This window comes from Halorarum sp. SLYT50 (genome assembly GCF_059821265.1).
Window position 1 is genome coordinate 2,487,437 of the sequence record NZ_CM187555.1, and the last position, 16,372, is coordinate 2,503,808.

Below are 16,372 nucleotides of genomic sequence, written 5' to 3' on the forward strand. Positions count from 1 at the left end.
AGACCCGATAGGAGCCGGGGGTGCCGACCTATCGGTCGGCTGTCGACCCGGGTCGACTCCGCGACGTTTTTACTCTAGGCCCCCGAATCGGGCGTCCCTATCCTCCCGTATTCGGTCTCCTCTGTCGATTTCTTTGGGAAGCTTTATGACCTCCGTCGGTCCAAACACCGACTGTCCGAAGACTGCAATCGGTCACTCAAACCCATGATTGAGACACTTCCGGAACTGGGTAATGTTGTACTGCAAGAGGGGACGGGCAGCCCGGCACTATCGAAGAACGCCGTCGCGGCGCTCGCGGTGGGGCTCGCCGCCTTCGGCGCGGGATACGCGGAGCGCGGCATCGGGTCCGCCGCCGTCGGTGCGGTCGCCGAGGACGACGACCTGTTCGTGCAGGGCCTGATCTTCACGGTCCTGCCGGAGACGCTCGTCATTCTCGCACTGGTCACCTTCTTCCTGGGGTAACTCACCCCTCTTGTTTTCACAATGAGTCTGGACACTGTCGTCGAAGACATCCGGGAGGAAGCCCGCGCGCGTGCGGAGGAAATCAGAGGAGACGGCGAGGAGCGCGCGGACGAGATCGTCGCCGAGGCGCGCGCGGAGGCCGAGCGCATCCGCGAGGAGCGGCAGGCGGCGGTCGAGCGCCAGATCGAACAGGAGCGCGAACAGGCCGTCTCGGGCGCGAAACTCGAGGCGAAACAGGAGCGACTCGAGGCCCGCCGCGACGTGCTCGAGGAGGTCCGCGAGACGGTCGAACAGCGCGTCGCGAACCTGGAGGGAGAGCGCCGCGAGACGCTCACCCGGTCGCTGCTCGACGCGGCCGCCGAGGAGTTCGACGCCGGCGAGTCGGTGTCGGTTCACGGTCGCGCGTCCGACGAGGCGCTGTTGCGGCGCGTCCTCGCGGACTACGAGGGCTGGTCGTTCGCCGGCGCGCACGACTGTCTCGGTGGCGTCGTCGTCGAGAGCGAGGAGTCGCGCGTCCGGGTCAACAACACCTTCGACTCCGTGCTCGAGTCGGTCTGGGAGGACAACCTGAAGGAACTGAGCGACAAACTGTTCGACGATGAGTAACCATGAGTAGCCGCGCCGGCACCTCCAACCCGGAGTACGTGAACGCCCGCGTCCGGTCGCGACGCGGCGCGCTGTTCGACGACGACGACTACCGGAAGCTCATCCGGATGAGCCCGGCGGAGATCGCTCGGTTCATGGAGGAGTCGCCCGCCTACGAGGAGGAGATAAACGCGCTCGGCTCGCGGTTCTCCGGCGTGGACCTCATCGAGTACGCGCTGAACCGGAGCCTCGCGAACGACTTCAACGACATCCTCGACTGGTGCGAGGGTCGGCTGTACGACCAGGTGGCGCGCTACCTCCGCCAGTTCGACGCGTGGAACGTGAAGACGGTGCTCCGCGGACTGTACGCCGACGCCGACCGCGAGACGGTGGAGGTGGACCTCATCCGCGCGGGCGAGTTCGACGAGCGCCGCATCTCGCGGCTGCTCGACGCCACCGCCATCGAGGACGTGGTCGAGATACTCTCGGACACCGTGTTCGGCGACGCACTCGAGGAGGCGTACGAGGACTACGAGGAGTCGGGCGTGCTGGTTCCGCTGGAGAACGCGCTCGACCGGGCGTACTACGGTCTGCTCTCGACGGCGGACCTCCGGGGGGAGGAACTCGCGGAGTACCGGGAGTTCCTCACCGCGGAGATCGACTTCCGGAACGCCATCAACGCGCTCCGGCTCGCCCGCTCGGGCACCGACATCGACCCGGCCGAGTACTTCATCGAGGGCGGCACGCTCTTCTCGGCGGCGGACCTGCGTCAACTCGTGGGAAGCACCGACGAACTGGTCCAGCGAATCCGCGAGAGCCGGTACGGCGACGAACTCGACCGGCCGCTGTCGGCGCTCGAGGAGGCGACCAGCCTCATCGCGTTCGAACGCGCGCTGGAGGCGTCGCTGCTGCGGTACGCGGACTCGCTCGGGCACGTCTACCCGCTGTCGGTGACGCCCGTCGTGTCGTACATCCTCGCGAAGCAGCGCGAGGTGGAGAACATCCGCGCCATCGCCCGCGGGAAGGAGGCGGGCCTGAGCGAAGAGGAGATCGAGGAGGAACTAGTCATCCTATGAGCCAAGAGATCGCCGTCATCGGCAGCCCGGAGTTCACCACGGGGTTCCGGCTCGCGGGCGTCCGCAAGGTGGAGTCGGTCCCGGACGACGAGAAGGACGCCGCCCTCGACGACGTCGTCGAGGAGACGCTGGCAGACGAGGACGTCGGCATCGTCGTGATGCTCGACGAGGACCTCGACCACCTCTCCCGCCAGGTGCGCCGGTCGGCGGAGGGGAGCGTCGAGCCCGTGCTGGTGACGCTCGGCGGCGGCGCCGGAAGCGGCCTGCGCGAGCAGATCAAACGCGCCATCGGAATCGACCTGATGGACGACGAGAACGAACCCGAGAGCCAACCGAATTCATGAGTCAAGCAACCCAGACGGACACCGCCGAAGACACCGGACGCATCGAGAGCGTGAGTGGCCCGGTCGTCACCGCCGTCGGCTTCGACGCGCGGATGAACGACGTCGTCTACGTGGGCGAGGAGGGCCTGATGGGCGAGGTCATCGAGATCGAGGGCGACGTGACGACCATCCAGGTGTACGAGGAGACGTCGGGTGTCAGCCCCGGCGAACCCGTCGAGAACACGGGCGAACCGCTCAGCGTCGACCTCGGCCCGGGGATGCTCGACGCCATCTACGACGGCGTCCAGCGCCCGCTCGACGTGCTCGAATCGAAGATGAACAGCGCGTTCCTCGACCGCGGGGTCGACGCGCCCGGCATCGACCTCGACAAGGAGTGGGAGTTCACCGCCGAGGTCGAGGCCGGCGACCAGGTCGAACCCGGCGACGTCGTCGGTACCGTCCCCGAGACGGTCACCATCGAGCACCGCGTGATGGTGCCGCCGGACTACGAGGGCGGCGTCGTCGAGAGCGCCTCGGGCGGGTCGTTCACGGTCACCGAACCCGTCGTCACGCTGGAGAACGGCGAGGAGATCACGATGCGCCAGGAGTGGCCCGTCCGCGAACAGCGCCCGGCGTCGAACAAGCGCACGCCGCGCACGCCGCTCATCTCCGGACAGCGCATCCTCGACGGCCTGTTCCCCATCGCGAAGGGCGGGACGGCCGCCATCCCGGGTCCGTTCGGCTCCGGGAAGACCGTCACTCAGCACAGCCTCGCCAAGTTCGCCGACGCGGACATCATCGTCTACGTCGGCTGTGGCGAGCGCGGCAACGAGATGACCGAGGTCATCGAGGACTTCCCGGAACTGGAGGACCCGGAGAACGGGAACCCGCTGATGGCCCGCACGTCGCTCATCGCCAACACGTCGAACATGCCCGTCGCGGCCCGCGAGTCGTGCGTGTACACGGGCATCACCATCGCGGAGTACTACCGCGACATGGGGTACGACGTGGCGCTGATGGCCGACTCCACCTCGCGGTGGGCGGAGGCGATGCGCGAGATCTCCTCCCGGCTGGAGGAGATGCCCGGCGAGGAGGGGTACCCCGCGTACCTCGCCGCTCGCCTCGCGCAGTTCTACGAGCGCGCCGGCTACTTCGAGAACATCAACGGCACCGAGGGGTCGGTGTCGGTCATCGGTGCGGTCAGCCCGCCCGGCGGCGACTTCTCCGAGCCGGTCACGCAGAACACGCTCCGCATCGTGAAGACGTTCTGGGCGCTCGACTCCGACCTGGCCGAGCGCCGCCACTTCCCGGCCATCAACTGGAACCAGTCGTACTCGCTGTACCGCGAACAGCTCGACCCGTGGTTCACGGAGAACGTCGCGGAAGACTGGCCCGAGCGCCGCCAGTGGGCGGTCGACACGCTCGACGAGGAGGGCGAACTCCAGGAGATCGTCCAGCTGGTCGGCAAGGACGCCCTGCCGGAGGACCAGCAGCTCACCCTCGAGGTGGCGCGGTACCTCCGCGAGGGGTACCTCCAGCAGAACGCGTTCAACCCGGCGGACATGTACTGCCCGCCCGAGAAGACGTACGCCATCCTGACGACCATCCAGACGTTCAACGACGAGGCGTTCGCCGCCCTCGACGCCGGCGTCCCCATCGAGGAGATAACCGCCATCGAGGCGGCCCCGCGTCTGAACCGCATCGCGGTCCAGGACGACTGGGAGGAGTACGTCGCGGACCTGAAAGAGGAGATAACCGAGCAGCTCCGCTCGCTCTACTAGACCAATGAAAGAGTACAAGACCATCACGGAAGTCAGCGGCCCGCTGGTGTACGCCGAGGTCGACGAACCCATCGGCTACGACGAGATCGTCGAGATCGAGACGCCCGCCGGCGAGACCAAGCGCGGACAGATTCTCGAGAGCGAGGACGGCCTCGTCGCCATTCAGGTGTTCGAGGGGACGACCGGCATCGACCGAAACGCGTCGGTCCGGTTCCTCGGCGAGACGCTGAAGATGCCCGTCACCGAGGACCTCCTCGGGCGGGTGCTCGACGGGTCGGGCCAGCCCATCGACGGCGGTCCGGACATCGTCCCGGACGAGCGGCGAGACATCGTCGGCGCGGCCATCAACCCCTACTCCCGGGAGTACCCCGAGGAGTTCATCCAGACGGGCGTGTCGGCCATCGACGGGATGAACACGCTCGTGCGCGGGCAGAAGCTCCCCATCTTCTCGGCGGCGGGGCTGCCCCACAACGAACTCGCGCTCCAGATCGCCCGCCAGGCGACCGTGCCCGAGGAGGCCGCGGAGGAGGGCGAGGAGGCGAGCGAGTTCGCGGTCATCTTCGGCGCGATGGGCATCACCCAGGAGGAGGCGAACGAGTTCATGGAGGACTTCGAGCGGACGGGCGCGCTGGAGCGCTCGGTCGTCTTCATGAACCTCGCGGACGACCCCGCCGTCGAGCGGACGGTCACGCCGCGGCTCGCGCTCACCACCGCCGAGTACCTCGCGTTCGACAAGGACTACCACGTCCTCGTCATCCTGACGGACATGACGAACTACTGCGAGGCGCTCCGCGAGATCGGCGCGGCCCGCGAGGAGGTGCCCGGTCGGCGCGGGTACCCCGGGTACATGTACACCGACCTGGCGCAACTGTACGAGCGCGCCGGTCGCATCCAGGGTCGGGACGGCTCCATCACGCAGATTCCCATCCTGACGATGCCCGGCGAGGACGACACCCACCCCATCCCCGACCTGACGGGGTACATCACCGAGGGGCAGATATACGTCGACAGCGACCTCAACTCGCAGGGCGTCCAGCCCCCCATCGACGTGCTGCCGAGCCTCTCGCGGCTGATGGACGACGGGATCGGCGAGGGGCTCACCCGCGCGGACCACGCCGACGTCTCCGACCAGATGTACGCGGCGTACGCCGAGGGTGAGGACCTGCGTGACCTGGTGAACATCGTCGGCCGCGAGGCGCTCTCCGAGCGCGACAACAAGTACCTCGACTACGCCGAGGAGTTCGAGGAGCAGTTCGTCGACCAGGGGTTCCAGACCGAACGCTCCATCGACGAGACCATCGAGATCGGGTGGGACCTCCTGTCGGCGCTCCCGAAGGAGGAACTCAACCGCATCGACGAGGACCTCATCGAGGAGCACTACCGCGAGGACGCGGCCGCGACCGACGAGGAGTCCGCCGACACCGAGACCGAGGAAGTCTCCGCAGACTGACCCGCCGGATTCGCGTCCGGTCCTCTCCTCTCTCCGCCTCACCGACTCCGGAGCCGCCGCTTCGCTCTCTCTCTTCCCGTCCGCCAGACGCTCTTCGCCTCTCACTCCCCTCGCTTCTCCCGCTCCCGTCAGTCCGACAGCCCACCGGCGCGCGCGTGCGCGAGGACGTGTTCGTGTTGCGGGCCGTGGTCCGCTCCGACCGTCCCCGTCTCGAGTCCCACCAGCAGGTCGACGTTCGCCAGGTAACTCATCCCGGCGACCCGGTAGGTCTCCCCGTCGCGGACCCGCTCGCCACCGACCGTGAGCGCCGCCGGGTCCGCGCCCGCCCACACGGCCGACCCGTGGGTGTCGTCGAGCGGTTCGCGGGACGCCTCGAGCGCGGCGCGCAGGGTCCCGCCCGGCACGGCGAACGCGACGAGCGTCGACCCGAACGGGACGGTTCCCACGAGGTCGGCGGCCGTGACGGCCGCGGGGAGCGGTTCGCGGACGGACGCCTCGACGACGACCCCCGCGTCGGCCCCCGCGCGCTCGCGGTAGGCGCCGGCGACGAACCGAGCCGTCTCCGGCTCTGACAGAGACGCGTCGAGCGTCGCCACCCGTTCGTCGAGGCCCGCGCCGGCGAGTCGGTCGCGGTACGTCGCTGCGACCGCCTCGTCCCGGGACGCGTCGGCCGTCGGGTGGACGGCGGCGCTCGGGGGGTCGCTCGGGTCGACGGCGACGACCTCGCGCCCCGTCCCGCCGCCGCGCGCGACCAGCGTGTCGGCGACGCGCTCGACCGTCCGGACGTGGTCGTGGCCGCCGAGGACGGCGTCGGCGTCGGTCGCTCGGGCCACCTCGGCGTCGAGCGCCCCGCAGTGCGAGAGGACGACGGCGTGGTCGACGCCTCGCTCGCGGAGCCGCGTTACCCCCCGGCGGGCCGCGACGACCGGGTCGGTGAACGTCAGGTCCGCTGCGGCCGCACAGATGTCGCCCGTCTCGGGGTGACAGACACCGACGACGCCGACCCGCTCGTCGCCGGCGTCGAGCACCGTCGAGCCGGGGAACCCCAGGTCGGGGACGTTCGCGGCGAGCCAGGCGCCCGGCGACCGGTCCGCGCGCTCGCGGACCGCGTCGACTCCCTCGTCGAAGTCGTGGTTGCCCGGGACGTGCGCGTCCGGGGCGACCGCCTCGAAGAACGGCAGCGCGTGCGCGCGTCCCTCGTCGGTGGCGAACGCGAGCGCACCGAGCGCGGTGGCGTCGCCGGCGTCGAGGAGCAGGCACTCGCCGCGCTCGCCACGCAGGTCGTCCAGCAGGCCGGCGAGGCGGCCGATTCGGTCGGGGTCGTCGTAGGCGGTCTCCACGTCGTTGACGACGAGGAGGGAGGGCGGGTCGGACACAGCGTCGCCCAGAGAACGTCTCTCGCTGGAGGTAAGCGTTGCCCACCGCCCACACCCCGGCGGGGGGAGACTAACAAGCATTAACATCCTCCGCCGTCAACCTCCCCCAAGAGAATGGCCGAGGACGTCAAACCGACCCGCAAGAACCTGATGGAGATCGAGGACCGCATCGAACTCTCCGAGCGGGGCCACGACACGCTCGAACAGAAGCGCGACGGCCTCATCATGGAGTTCATGGACATCCTCGACCAGGCGCAGGACGTTCGCGACGAGGTGGAGGGTAACTACGAGGAGGCGCAGACGAAGATCAACAAGGCCCGCGCGATGGAGGGGGACATGGCGGTGCGCGGCGCGGCGGCGGCGCTGAAGGAGCACCCCGAGATAACGACCCAGTCGAAGAACATCATGGGCGTCGTCGTCCCGCAGATCGAGTCCTCGAAGGTACGAAAGGACCTCGACGAGCGAGGGTACGGACTGCTCGGGTCCTCGGCGCGCATCGACGAGGCCGCCGACGCCTACGAGGACCTGCTCGACTCCATCATCCTCGCCGCCGAGGTGGAGACGGCGATGAAGAAGATGCTCACGGAGATCGAGACGACGAAGCGACGGGTCAACGCGCTGGAGTTCAAACTCCTGCCCGACCTCCGAGAGAACCAGGAGTTCATCGAGCAGAAACTCGAAGAGCAGGAGCGAGAGGAGATATTCCGGCTCAAGAAGATCAAGGCGAAGAAGGAAGAAGAGGAGAAGGCCGAGGCCGAGGAGGCCCGCGAGGAGGCGCAACTCGGCGAGCAGAACCGGGTCTCGGCCGACGACTGACACACGGTCCGCCCCGACGGCGGCGCGCGGGTTTTCTCTCCCGAATTCGAACTCTCCCGGCGTACGGTTCGACGGGTGCGCTACAGATAGGAGCTGTCGTACTCTTCGTCGGCCTTGTGCGTGTTGCCACACTCCGCGCACGCCAGCCGGTCCATGCTGTCGACGGAGACGTCCGTCGACCCGCAGTTTGCGCAGTAGTAGCCGTACGCCTCGGTCCGAGCGACGTCGCCGTACGTCTGGGCGAACGCGCCCTCGGTGCCCGAGAGGAGGTCCTCCCGGTCCTCGCCGACGAACACCTCCACGCCGTCGTCGTCCGCGGTGTCCGGGAGTTCGTCCGGGTCGAGCGACACGGCCGTGCCCTCGTCTCCCGAGGCGTCCTCCGACATGTCGGAGGCGGGCTCGCCCCCTGCGGCCTCCCCGCTCCGGTCGGCCCGGCCCTCGTCGTCGTCCTCCTCGACCCCCTCGGTGTAGACGTGTTCGACGAGTTCGATGCCGCCGACGTCCACCTCGCGGTCGCCCGTCTTGCCGAAGCCGAACCGCGCGAGGAAGTCGCCGCTCTCCGTGTCGTCCGCGATGACGACCGCCCGGACCGGGTCGACGTCTCGGCCGTGGAGTTCCGAGACGATTCGCTCCATGAGTGCCGTCCCGATACCCTGGCCGCGGTGCTCGGGGTCGACGTGGAGTCGGCGAATCGTGGCCTCGCCGTCCTCGACGACGCCCTCGACGACGCCCGCGAGCAGGTCGTCGAGTTCCGCGACGAGCAGGACGGTGTCGGACGCCTCGACCTTCTCGGCCCACGCGTCCTCGCTGAACTCCGTCTCGACCAGCGTCTCGATTTCGGCCGGGCTGCGGGCGTACGAGACGGTCATCGCGCTCTCGGCGAGTTCCCGAACCCGGTCGCCGTCGGCCGATTCGGCCGTTCGGACGGCTGGCTCGTCAGTCATCGGTCGGCGTTCGTTCGGCCCCCGATTGAATGTGGTGGCTGGTTGCTGGCCGGCGCCGCGTCCGGCGGGCGGTTCCGCGGCCGCCGACCGGTCGTCGGTCGGGACCGACGGGTCGCGCGTCGTGTCGATGCGCCTTTGCCGCCGCGCCGTCCAGGTCGGGACATGTCGTGTCCTCGCTGCGGTACCGACCCGGTCGTCTTCGCGGTCCCGCCGGACCGCCGGGCCGACGCGCCCGAGCGAGCGGCGGTCGCGGCGCTGTGCCCCCGCTGTCTCGCCGTCGGGACTGCCGCCGACTTCGACGCGGGCGACGCGGACGATGGGGAGTCCGACGACCCGCCGTTCTCGCGCGTCCACGAGCGGTTCCCGCGCGGCGCGGGCGGCGTCGCGTTCGCGCTCCTGCTCGGGAAACTCCCGGCGGTGACGCTGGAGAAGGAGGCGGTCCGTCGCCTCCGGGACGCCGCCGAACGCGACGGGGTAGACGTGGCGCTCGCGCTCGACAGGCTCGCCGACGCACCGGGGGTCGACCCGCACTTCGACCTCGACCGGCGCGCCGCGCAGGCGGACGCGCTCCTCGAGTGAGCGTGCGACGCAGACGCCGAGTCGTGTCGGTCCGCGTCGTTCGCGCCGGCCCCCGGCGACCGGGTCGGTGTCGACCGACTACCGCCCTCACGGCGCCGCCGGAGGGCGTCGACGCCGCGGGTCGGTGAGATGAACCGCCGGACGCTCGGGGTGGTGTTCGTGCTCTGTTCGGCCGTCTGCTTCGGGACGCTCGGCGTCCTCGGCGAGGTGGCGTTCCGGGCGGGGCTGTCCATCCCGTCGACGCTCGCGCTCCGGTTCGCGGTCGGGACCGTCGTCGTCTGGGGCGGACTGACGCTCGCACGCGCGGCCGAGCCGGACTCGCGCCCCCGGGTGCGTCTCCCCGCCCGCGACGCCGCCGTCGCCGTCGCGATGGGCGCGGTCGGTTACGCGGGGCTGAGTCTCGGCTTCTTCGTCGGCGTCGAGCGGATGTCGGCCGGACTGGCGGCGGTGCTCCTCTACACGTACCCGCTGTTCGTCGTGGCGCTCGCGGCCGCGTTCCTCGACGAGCGGGTCGGCCCGCGGACGCTCGCCGCGGCCGCGCTGACGCTCTCGGGGGTGGCGCTCGTCTCGTGGACCGGCGCGGCCGCGTTCGACCCGGTGGGCGCCGTCGCGACGCTCGGGGCGGCGGTGTGTTACGCCGTCTACATCACCGTCGGGCGGGTCGCGCTCGACTCGACCGACGAGCGCACGCTCACGGCGTACGTCGTGCCGGCGACGGCCGCCTCGCTCGCGCTCGTCGGCTGGGCGACCGGGTCGCTCTCACTCCCGACGAGCGCCACGGGCTGGGGGGCGGTCGTCGCGCTCGGCGTCGTCGCCACGGGCGTCGGGATGTTCGCGTTCTTCGCCGGGCTGAAGCGGGTCGGCGCGAGCCGCGCGGGCGTGCTCTCGACCGTCGAGGCGGGGACGGCGGTGGCGCTCGGCGCGGCGTTCCTCGACGAACCGGTGACGCCCGCGATGCTCGTCGGGGGCGGACTCATCCTGGGCGGCGTGGTGCTGGTGCAGACGGCCGAGTGAGACGTCCGCCCGCCTCTCGCTGCCGCGCCGGCTCCGGTTACCACCCGGTCGGGTCGAGTTCCTCCTCGCGCGTCGTCCGCTCGCCGCCGCGGTCGCCGTCCCGCTGACCGACCCCGCTCGTCCGTCGGACCGCGGTCTCCGCCGGGGTACCGACCAGGTCGTCGAGCCGCAGTTCGAACTCCTCGCGGTCTATCTCGCCGGCGGCGTACCGCCGCTTCAGCGTCTCCACGGCGTCCGGGTCGTCGGACGGCCCCGCCCGGGCCAGCCCCGACTCCGGGGCGAGCAGCGCCGCCGCCGCGAGCGCCGGGAGGAGGAGCGCGAGCGCGCCGAAGACGGCGACGAGTAGGTCGTACACCACCCCGCTCTTCACGCCGGACGCGACGGCGACTGCCGCCCACAGCGCGAGCGGCGCGGCGGCGGCGGCCGCGACGGCGACCCGCCGCCGCCACCGGCGGCTGTCGGGGGTGTATCTGGCGAGGGCGCCCAGAGGACTGGCGGTGTCCGGGGACATGTCAACCAGTTCGCCCCACGGTCGTCTCAAACCTTTCGGTGAGTCGGGGTCCGTCCGGGCCACCGACCGGACCCGGCTCGCCCGCTCACACGCCGGTCGAGTAGCGGAGGATGCCCGCGATGCCGCCGAACGCGTCCATGAGCTGTTCGCCCTTCTCGAAGTCGGTCGAGATGAACTTCGTCTCGGTGCCGCGCTGGTCCGCGATGTTCATGAGGTGTTCGACGACGTCCTCGCGCTCGCCCGGTTCGACCGACTCGCCGCACTCGCTGCACTCGTGGTCGGGCGTGGCGTGTCGGCGCTCGACCACCTCGAACTCCTCGTGGCCGTTCGGACACTCGAACACGACCACGTCGTGGTGGAGGTCCTCCGAGAGCAGGAGGCGGTCGACCGACCCCATCACGAGGTTCCGGCGGGTCTGGTCGAAGCCGTAGGTGGCCTCCTCGCCGGTGTGGAGTTTCTCGAAGAACTCCTCCATCTGCTGTTTGTCCTTGATGACCTCCTGGTCGGCCAGCGCCTCCTGGCCGGCGTCGACGAGGTCGTACAGCCCCGACTCGTCGGTGTACGCCACGTCGAACTTGCCGAGCACCTTGTCCTGAATCTCGTGGTGGAGGTAGTCGCCGTCGAGGAACTCGTCTTTGGTCGGCGAGGGGCCGCCGACGAGGATGCCGTCGAGGTCGTGCCGCTCGGGGACGAACAGGTCGTTCGCCATCTCGGCGACCTCCTGATAGAAGTTGTCGATGGCCTCGAGTCGCAGGCGGGCGAACCGCTGTGCTGACTGACCACCCTTGCGCTGCTTGCCGGGGACGAGCGAGGAGGCGGACTTCACCGGTTCGACCCGCTTGCCCTTCAGCCAGCCGACGTTCGCCTCGCGCCGGTCGAGGACGATGAGCCCGAACAGGCCCTTGTCGGCCATCATGTCCTCCAGCGGCCCGGTCAGGAAGTTGGAGTCGCAGTGGTACCGGAACGACTGCACCGGGTCGGGCGGCGACTCGAGCACGCGCGTCACCATCTCCGTCTGGCCGCCGCCGCTGTCCACCGCACCGGAGAAGATGACTATCCCCCGCTCCGGCGGGAACGTGTCGTAGTAGCGCAGCCGGTCCTTGATGCTGGTGAGCGCGTCCTGGACGTTCGTCCGCGTCTGCTTCGACTTGATGTTGGACGCCTCGCTGTGCTCCTGGGTCACGTGCGCCACCACGTCGGATATCTGCTTGTCCTCCGGGATGTAGATGGTGACGAGCTGGGTGCCCGAGCCCTCGAACTGGTCGAGTTCCTCGAGGACTTTCCGGAACTCGTACTTTCGGCGGTCCTCCGACGGGGCCGCCTCCTCGGCGTCGCTACTCATTATGGGGTAATTCGCCGGCCAGCGTGTAAGTACCTGTTGAATACTGCGCCGGCGTGACACGCCACCGGTACCGTTCCGTCTCCCTGCCTCCGCCGCCAAAACTCAAATCTGAGTGTTCGAGAGCCAGTCTTATACCGGAGAGTGACACACTCTCGCCAGATGCCGACCACATACGCCGTCGCGAGCGCGAAGGGGGGAGTCGGGAAGACGACGACGGCCGCGAACCTCGCGGCCGCACTCGCGGCCGCCGGTCACGAGACGGTCGCCGTGGACGGCGACATCGGGACGCCGAACCTCGCCACGACGCTCGGGGTCGAGGTCCCCGAGGGGGGCGCGACGCTCCACGACGTGCTCGCGGGCGAGGCCGACCCCGTCGAGGCGACGTACGCCGGCCCGCACGGGCTCGCCGTCGTCCCGGGGGGACAGACGCTCGACGCGTTCCGCGCGGCCGACCCGGCGCGCGTCGGGGAGGTGGTGAACGCGGTCACCGGCGCGGAGTACGTCGTGATGGACACGGGCGCCGGGGTGACCCACGAGAGCGTCCTGCCGCTCTCGCTCGCGGACGAGGTGCTGCTCGTCTCGACGCCGACGCGCGACGCGCTCGGGGACACCCGTCGGACGCTCGACCTCGCCGAGCGACTCGGCGGGACGGTCGCCGGGCTGGTGCTCACCCGCACGGGCGGGGACGCCGACGCGCTCACGGCGGCCGCGACCGGGGGTATCGACACCGCGGCCGTCGACGCGCCGCTGCTCGGTCGCGTCCCGGAGAGTTCGGTCGCCTCGGCGGCCGCCGCGGCGGGCGAGCCGCTCTCGTCGTTCGCACCCGAGACCGAGGTGGCCGCGGCCTACCGCGCGCTCGCGTCCGCGCTCGCCGACGACACCGCCGACCCGGAGTCGGCGACCGTCGACGAGACCGACGCCACGAGCGACGCCGCACCCGGCGCCGTCGCCCCGAACGCCGACCCCGAAGCGGAAGCGGCCGACGCCGCGAGCGGTGACGCTGTCCCCGGACCCGACGCCGCGTCCGGGGCCGACGGGACCGACCGCTCGCCGACGCCACGTCCGCTCGCCGACGACGCGGAACCGGCGATAACCCGCGTCGACGACCCCGTCGCCGTCGTCGAGGCCGACCCGATGGACGGCGACGCCGACGCGGTCGACGCGCCGCGGACCGTCCTCGGCGAGGTGGTCGACGGCTCGGCCGGGTTCGGCGAGACCGAGGTCGAGGAGTCGGTCGAGTCCGGGGACGACGCCGTCCCGTTCGCGGAGCGGTCCGAGGAGCAGGGTGAGTCGGCCGAGCGGCGCGCCGACGGCCGCGGCGACGGCGAGCGAGGGCGGAACGGCGGCCTCTTCGGCCGGCTGTTCCGCTGACCGCCGGTCGGGTCCCGCCGGTCGCACTCGGCAATCGAGACTTTCTTCTACGCGCGCGGTCGCACAACCGGACATGAGTCAAACAGAGCGCAGTTCCGTCCCGCTGTGGTGGATTCTCGTCTTCGTCGTTCTCGCGCTGGGGCTGGGCGCGTTCGCGGTCCTCTCGGCCGGCGGGTCGCTCGTCAACGCCGGCGGCGTCCTCCTCCCGCTCGCGGTCTGACCGGCGGTTCTCCCGTCTCCCCGGCGCTCACATCGACTCGGGAGCGGCGACGCCGAGCACGTCGAGCGCGTTCGCGACCGTGTGGCGCGCCGCCGCCACGAGCGCGAGACGGGCCGCGCGCGTCTCCGGGTCGTCGGCCGTCAGAACCGGACACTCGCGGTAGAACGCGTTGAACGTCTCCGCGAACGAGCGGGTGTAGGTGGCGACCTGGTGGGGTTCGAGGTCGTCGGCCGCCTCCTCGACGACGGCCGGGAAGCGGGCGATTTCGCGCACCAGGTCGCGCTCCTCGGGCGCGTCGAGCAGCGAGGCGTCCGCATCGCCGCCCGCGACCGCCTCGTCCGTTCTCTCCGCCTCGTCGAGGATGCCGCAACAGCGGGCGTGGACGTACTGGACGTACGGGGCCGACTGCGCCTCGAAGTCGAGCGCGCGGTCCCACTCGAACGTGATGGCCTTCGTCGGCTGTTTCGAGACGATGTCGTAGCGGACCGCGCCGATGCCCACCTGGTGGGCGATGCGCTCGACGTCGTCGTCGTCCAGGTCGTCGTCGCGGATGCGGTCGTCGAGGCGGTCGGTCACCTCGTCGCGCGCGCGGTCGATGGCCTCGTCGAGCAGGTCGTCCAGGTCGACCCCGGTGCCCGCGCGGGTCGACATCTTCCCCTCGGGGAGGTTGACGTACGAGTAGATGACCGACTCCAGCTTCGAGGTGTCGTTGCCGAGCAACTCCAGCGCGACCCGCAACTGGTCGGCCTGGAGTTTGTGGTCCTCCCCGAGGACGGTCACCGCGCGGTCGTAGCTGTCGAACTTCCACTCGTGGTGCGCCAGGTCGCGGGTGGTGTACAGCGAGGTGCCGTCCGACCGGAGGAAGACCAGGTTCTTCTCGATGCCGTGCTCGGAGAGGTCGAGTTGCCACGCGTCCTCCTCGTACACCGCCTCGTCGAACGACTGCAGGCGCTCGACCACCTCGTCGGTCGACCCGTCGCGCATGAACCGCGTCTCGCGGACGAACTCGTCGAACTCGGCGGGCAGGCGGAGCAGGCACTCGCGCATCCCCGCGAGCACCTGGTCGACCACCTCGGTGACGCGCTCGAACGTCTCCTCGTCGCCCTCCTCCAGTCCCTGGAGGATGGCCTCGATTTCGGTCTCGGCCTCCGCGGCGTCCGCCGCGTCGGCCTCCTCGAGGTACTCGTTCCCCTTCCGGTAGTAGCGCACGAGGTCGTACTCGACGCGGTCGCGCTCCGGGTCGGGGAGGTCGGCCTCGTCGAACGTCTCGTACGCCCACGTGAACACCGCCATCTGTCGCCCGGCGTCGTTGACGTAGTAGTGGCGGTCGACGTCGTAGCCCGCGTACTCCAGTACGTTCGCCACCGCGTCGCCGACGATGGGGTTGCGCGCCCGGCCCACGTGAATCGGGCCGGTCGGGTTCGCGGAGGTGTGTTCGACGACGACGGACTCGCTCGCGTCCGGGAGGCGCCCGTATCCGGAGTCGCCGGCCGCGTCGAGCGTGTCCGCGAGGTACGCGTCGTCGGTGAAGAAGTTCACGTACGGGCCGCTGGTGTCGACGCGCGCGAGGTAATCGGTCCCGCCGACGTCGAGTTCGTCGGCCACCTCCGCGGCCACCTGCGGCGGCGGCGCGCCCGCCTCGCCGGCGAGGCGGAACGCGACGCTGGAGGCCAGCGTCGCGTCCACCCCGTCCGGCGGTTCCTCGATTCCGAGGTCGTCGGTCGGATAGCCGAGTGCGGCGAGCGCGTCGGTCAGCGCCGCCTCGACGTTCGACCGGAACTGCCTGAACATGCGCGGGGGTTCCCCCGCCGCCGATAAAGGGGTTTCCGAACGGGACGGGCCGTCCGAGGCTCCTCCGGTTCTCTGCCGACGAGAGACGCGCACTGGCGTGTCTCGGAGCGAGTACTCGTTCCCGGACTCTGGCGGTCAGTAGGCGTACACTTGGTCCAACACCTCGACGTACAGACCGTAGTAGGTGCCGTCGCGTTCGAGATACACGTGCATGTCTCCGCCCTGCTCTTCCCGGTGTTCGGCGACCCGTTCGACGAACCGGCGGAACGCCTCCGAGGCGTCGCACGTCCCGTACCCGCCCTCCTCGGTGACGACCGCGAGGATGTCCCTCTCCTCGTCCGAGAGGTCCGAGAAGCCGACCGGCGCGTACTCGCTCGCGAGGTCGGTCGTGACCCGTTCGACCCTGACGACGCTGTCGTACATGCCGTCGCGTTCCTCCTCGCAGTCGGTCGAGCGTTCCCACGCCGTGAGCGCGGGGTCGTCGGTGGGTTGGTCGGCGGTCGGCGTCCGCGTCGTCCGTTCGGCAGTGGACTCCTCGTCCGTCCCGCCCGGCGTCGACCGACCCACACACCCCATCACCGGGAGACAGGCGAGGGCGGCAACGAACGTTCTGCGGTCCATACTCGACCTGTTTTCGCGTAGACGGATGAACGTGGCTTACGGTCAAAGAGGCGTTTGACGTAACCCATCTCGCGCCGCCGTGTCCCGCCGGGTGCCGGAACCGACGCCTT

The 16,372-nt window shown here is 70.2% G+C and carries 17 protein-coding genes; 11 read left to right on the forward strand and 6 right to left on the reverse strand.

Features of this window, described 5'->3' with window-relative positions:
- Positions 1 to 204 precede the first annotated feature (204 nt).
- From AC6RUA_RS12985 to AC6RUA_RS13010, 6 genes are read left to right on the forward strand one after another with little or no spacing between them, the layout of a single operon-like run.
- Positions 205 to 462 (forward strand): ATP synthase subunit C-like protein, encoded by a 258-nt coding sequence (locus AC6RUA_RS12985; protein WP_499813425.1) that lies wholly within the window; start codon positions 205 to 207, stop codon positions 460 to 462.
- A gap of 21 nt (positions 463 to 483) precedes the next feature.
- Complete coding sequence (locus AC6RUA_RS12990) at positions 484 to 1,068, forward strand: V-type ATP synthase subunit E (RefSeq protein WP_499813426.1); 585 nt, start codon at positions 484 to 486, stop codon at positions 1,066 to 1,068.
- A 2-nt stretch (positions 1,069 to 1,070) separates the two neighbouring features.
- Positions 1,071 to 2,123, forward strand: a complete 1,053-nt coding sequence (locus AC6RUA_RS12995; protein ID WP_499813427.1) for a V-type ATP synthase subunit C — start codon at positions 1,071 to 1,073, stop codon at positions 2,121 to 2,123.
- Positions 2,120 to 2,467: a V-type ATP synthase subunit F gene (locus AC6RUA_RS13000; protein ID WP_499813428.1), complete on the forward strand. Its 348-nt coding sequence runs from the start codon at positions 2,120 to 2,122 to the stop codon at positions 2,465 to 2,467. The genes AC6RUA_RS12995 and AC6RUA_RS13000 overlap by 4 nt, the downstream gene beginning before the upstream one ends.
- Positions 2,464 to 4,227, forward strand: a complete 1,764-nt coding sequence (locus AC6RUA_RS13005; protein ID WP_499813429.1) for an ATP synthase subunit A — start codon at positions 2,464 to 2,466, stop codon at positions 4,225 to 4,227. Before AC6RUA_RS13000 ends, AC6RUA_RS13005 begins: the two co-directional genes overlap by 4 nt.
- A gap of 4 nt (positions 4,228 to 4,231) precedes the next feature.
- Positions 4,232 to 5,677, forward strand: a complete 1,446-nt coding sequence (locus tag AC6RUA_RS13010) for an ATP synthase subunit B (protein WP_499813430.1) — start codon at positions 4,232 to 4,234, stop codon at positions 5,675 to 5,677.
- A 128-nt stretch (positions 5,678 to 5,805) separates the two neighbouring features.
- On the opposite strand, the gene AC6RUA_RS13015 is transcribed toward AC6RUA_RS13010, so the two are convergent.
- Complete coding sequence (locus AC6RUA_RS13015) at positions 5,806 to 7,053, reverse strand: bifunctional metallophosphatase/5'-nucleotidase (RefSeq protein ID WP_499813431.1); 1,248 nt, start codon at positions 7,051 to 7,053, stop codon at positions 5,806 to 5,808.
- A 114-nt stretch (positions 7,054 to 7,167) separates the two neighbouring features.
- On the opposite strand from AC6RUA_RS13015, the gene AC6RUA_RS13020 reads away from it, so the two are divergent.
- Positions 7,168 to 7,869, forward strand: a complete 702-nt coding sequence (locus AC6RUA_RS13020; RefSeq protein ID WP_499813432.1) for a V-type ATP synthase subunit D — start codon at positions 7,168 to 7,170, stop codon at positions 7,867 to 7,869.
- An 80-nt stretch (positions 7,870 to 7,949) separates the two neighbouring features.
- Here the strand turns inward: AC6RUA_RS13020 and AC6RUA_RS13025 are convergent, their stop codons facing one another.
- A complete protein-coding gene (locus tag AC6RUA_RS13025) occupies positions 7,950 to 8,813 on the reverse strand; it encodes a GNAT family N-acetyltransferase (RefSeq protein ID WP_499813433.1) in 864 nt (287 codons plus the stop codon).
- A 162-nt stretch (positions 8,814 to 8,975) separates the two neighbouring features.
- Here AC6RUA_RS13025 and AC6RUA_RS13030 point away from each other — a divergent pair, with 162 nt between their 5' ends.
- A complete protein-coding gene (locus AC6RUA_RS13030; protein ID WP_499813434.1) occupies positions 8,976 to 9,392 on the forward strand; it encodes a DUF6276 family protein in 417 nt (138 codons plus the stop codon).
- A gap of 129 nt (positions 9,393 to 9,521) precedes the next feature.
- Positions 9,522 to 10,406: a DMT family transporter gene (locus tag AC6RUA_RS13035; RefSeq protein ID WP_499813435.1), complete on the forward strand. Its 885-nt coding sequence runs from the start codon at positions 9,522 to 9,524 to the stop codon at positions 10,404 to 10,406.
- Positions 10,407 to 10,443: 37 nt separating this feature from the next.
- Here the strand turns inward: AC6RUA_RS13035 and AC6RUA_RS13040 are convergent, their stop codons facing one another.
- On the reverse strand, positions 10,444 to 10,917 hold the full coding sequence (locus AC6RUA_RS13040) for an SHOCT domain-containing protein (RefSeq protein ID WP_499813436.1): 474 nt from the start codon (positions 10,915 to 10,917) through the stop codon (positions 10,444 to 10,446).
- A gap of 85 nt (positions 10,918 to 11,002) precedes the next feature.
- Complete coding sequence (gene prf1 / locus AC6RUA_RS13045) at positions 11,003 to 12,259, reverse strand: peptide chain release factor aRF-1 (protein ID WP_499813437.1); 1,257 nt, start codon at positions 12,257 to 12,259, stop codon at positions 11,003 to 11,005.
- Positions 12,260 to 12,418: 159 nt separating this feature from the next.
- On the opposite strand from prf1, the gene AC6RUA_RS13050 reads away from it, so the two are divergent.
- Positions 12,419 to 13,630 (forward strand): P-loop NTPase, encoded by a 1,212-nt coding sequence (locus tag AC6RUA_RS13050; protein ID WP_499813438.1) that lies wholly within the window; start codon positions 12,419 to 12,421, stop codon positions 13,628 to 13,630.
- 73 nt (positions 13,631 to 13,703) lie between these two features.
- The gene (locus AC6RUA_RS13055) at positions 13,704 to 13,850 is read left to right on the forward strand and encodes a hypothetical protein (protein WP_499813439.1); all 147 of its coding nucleotides are present in this window, start codon (positions 13,704 to 13,706) and stop codon (positions 13,848 to 13,850) included.
- Positions 13,851 to 13,877: 27 nt separating this feature from the next.
- Here the strand turns inward: AC6RUA_RS13055 and argS are convergent, their stop codons facing one another.
- The gene (argS, locus tag AC6RUA_RS13060) at positions 13,878 to 15,641 is read right to left on the reverse strand and encodes an arginine--tRNA ligase (protein ID WP_499813440.1); all 1,764 of its coding nucleotides are present in this window, start codon (positions 15,639 to 15,641) and stop codon (positions 13,878 to 13,880) included.
- A 135-nt stretch (positions 15,642 to 15,776) separates the two neighbouring features.
- Positions 15,777 to 16,262 (reverse strand): hypothetical protein, encoded by a 486-nt coding sequence (locus AC6RUA_RS13065; RefSeq protein WP_499813441.1) that lies wholly within the window; start codon positions 16,260 to 16,262, stop codon positions 15,777 to 15,779.
- Between the last annotated feature and the right edge of the window lie 110 nt (positions 16,263 to 16,372).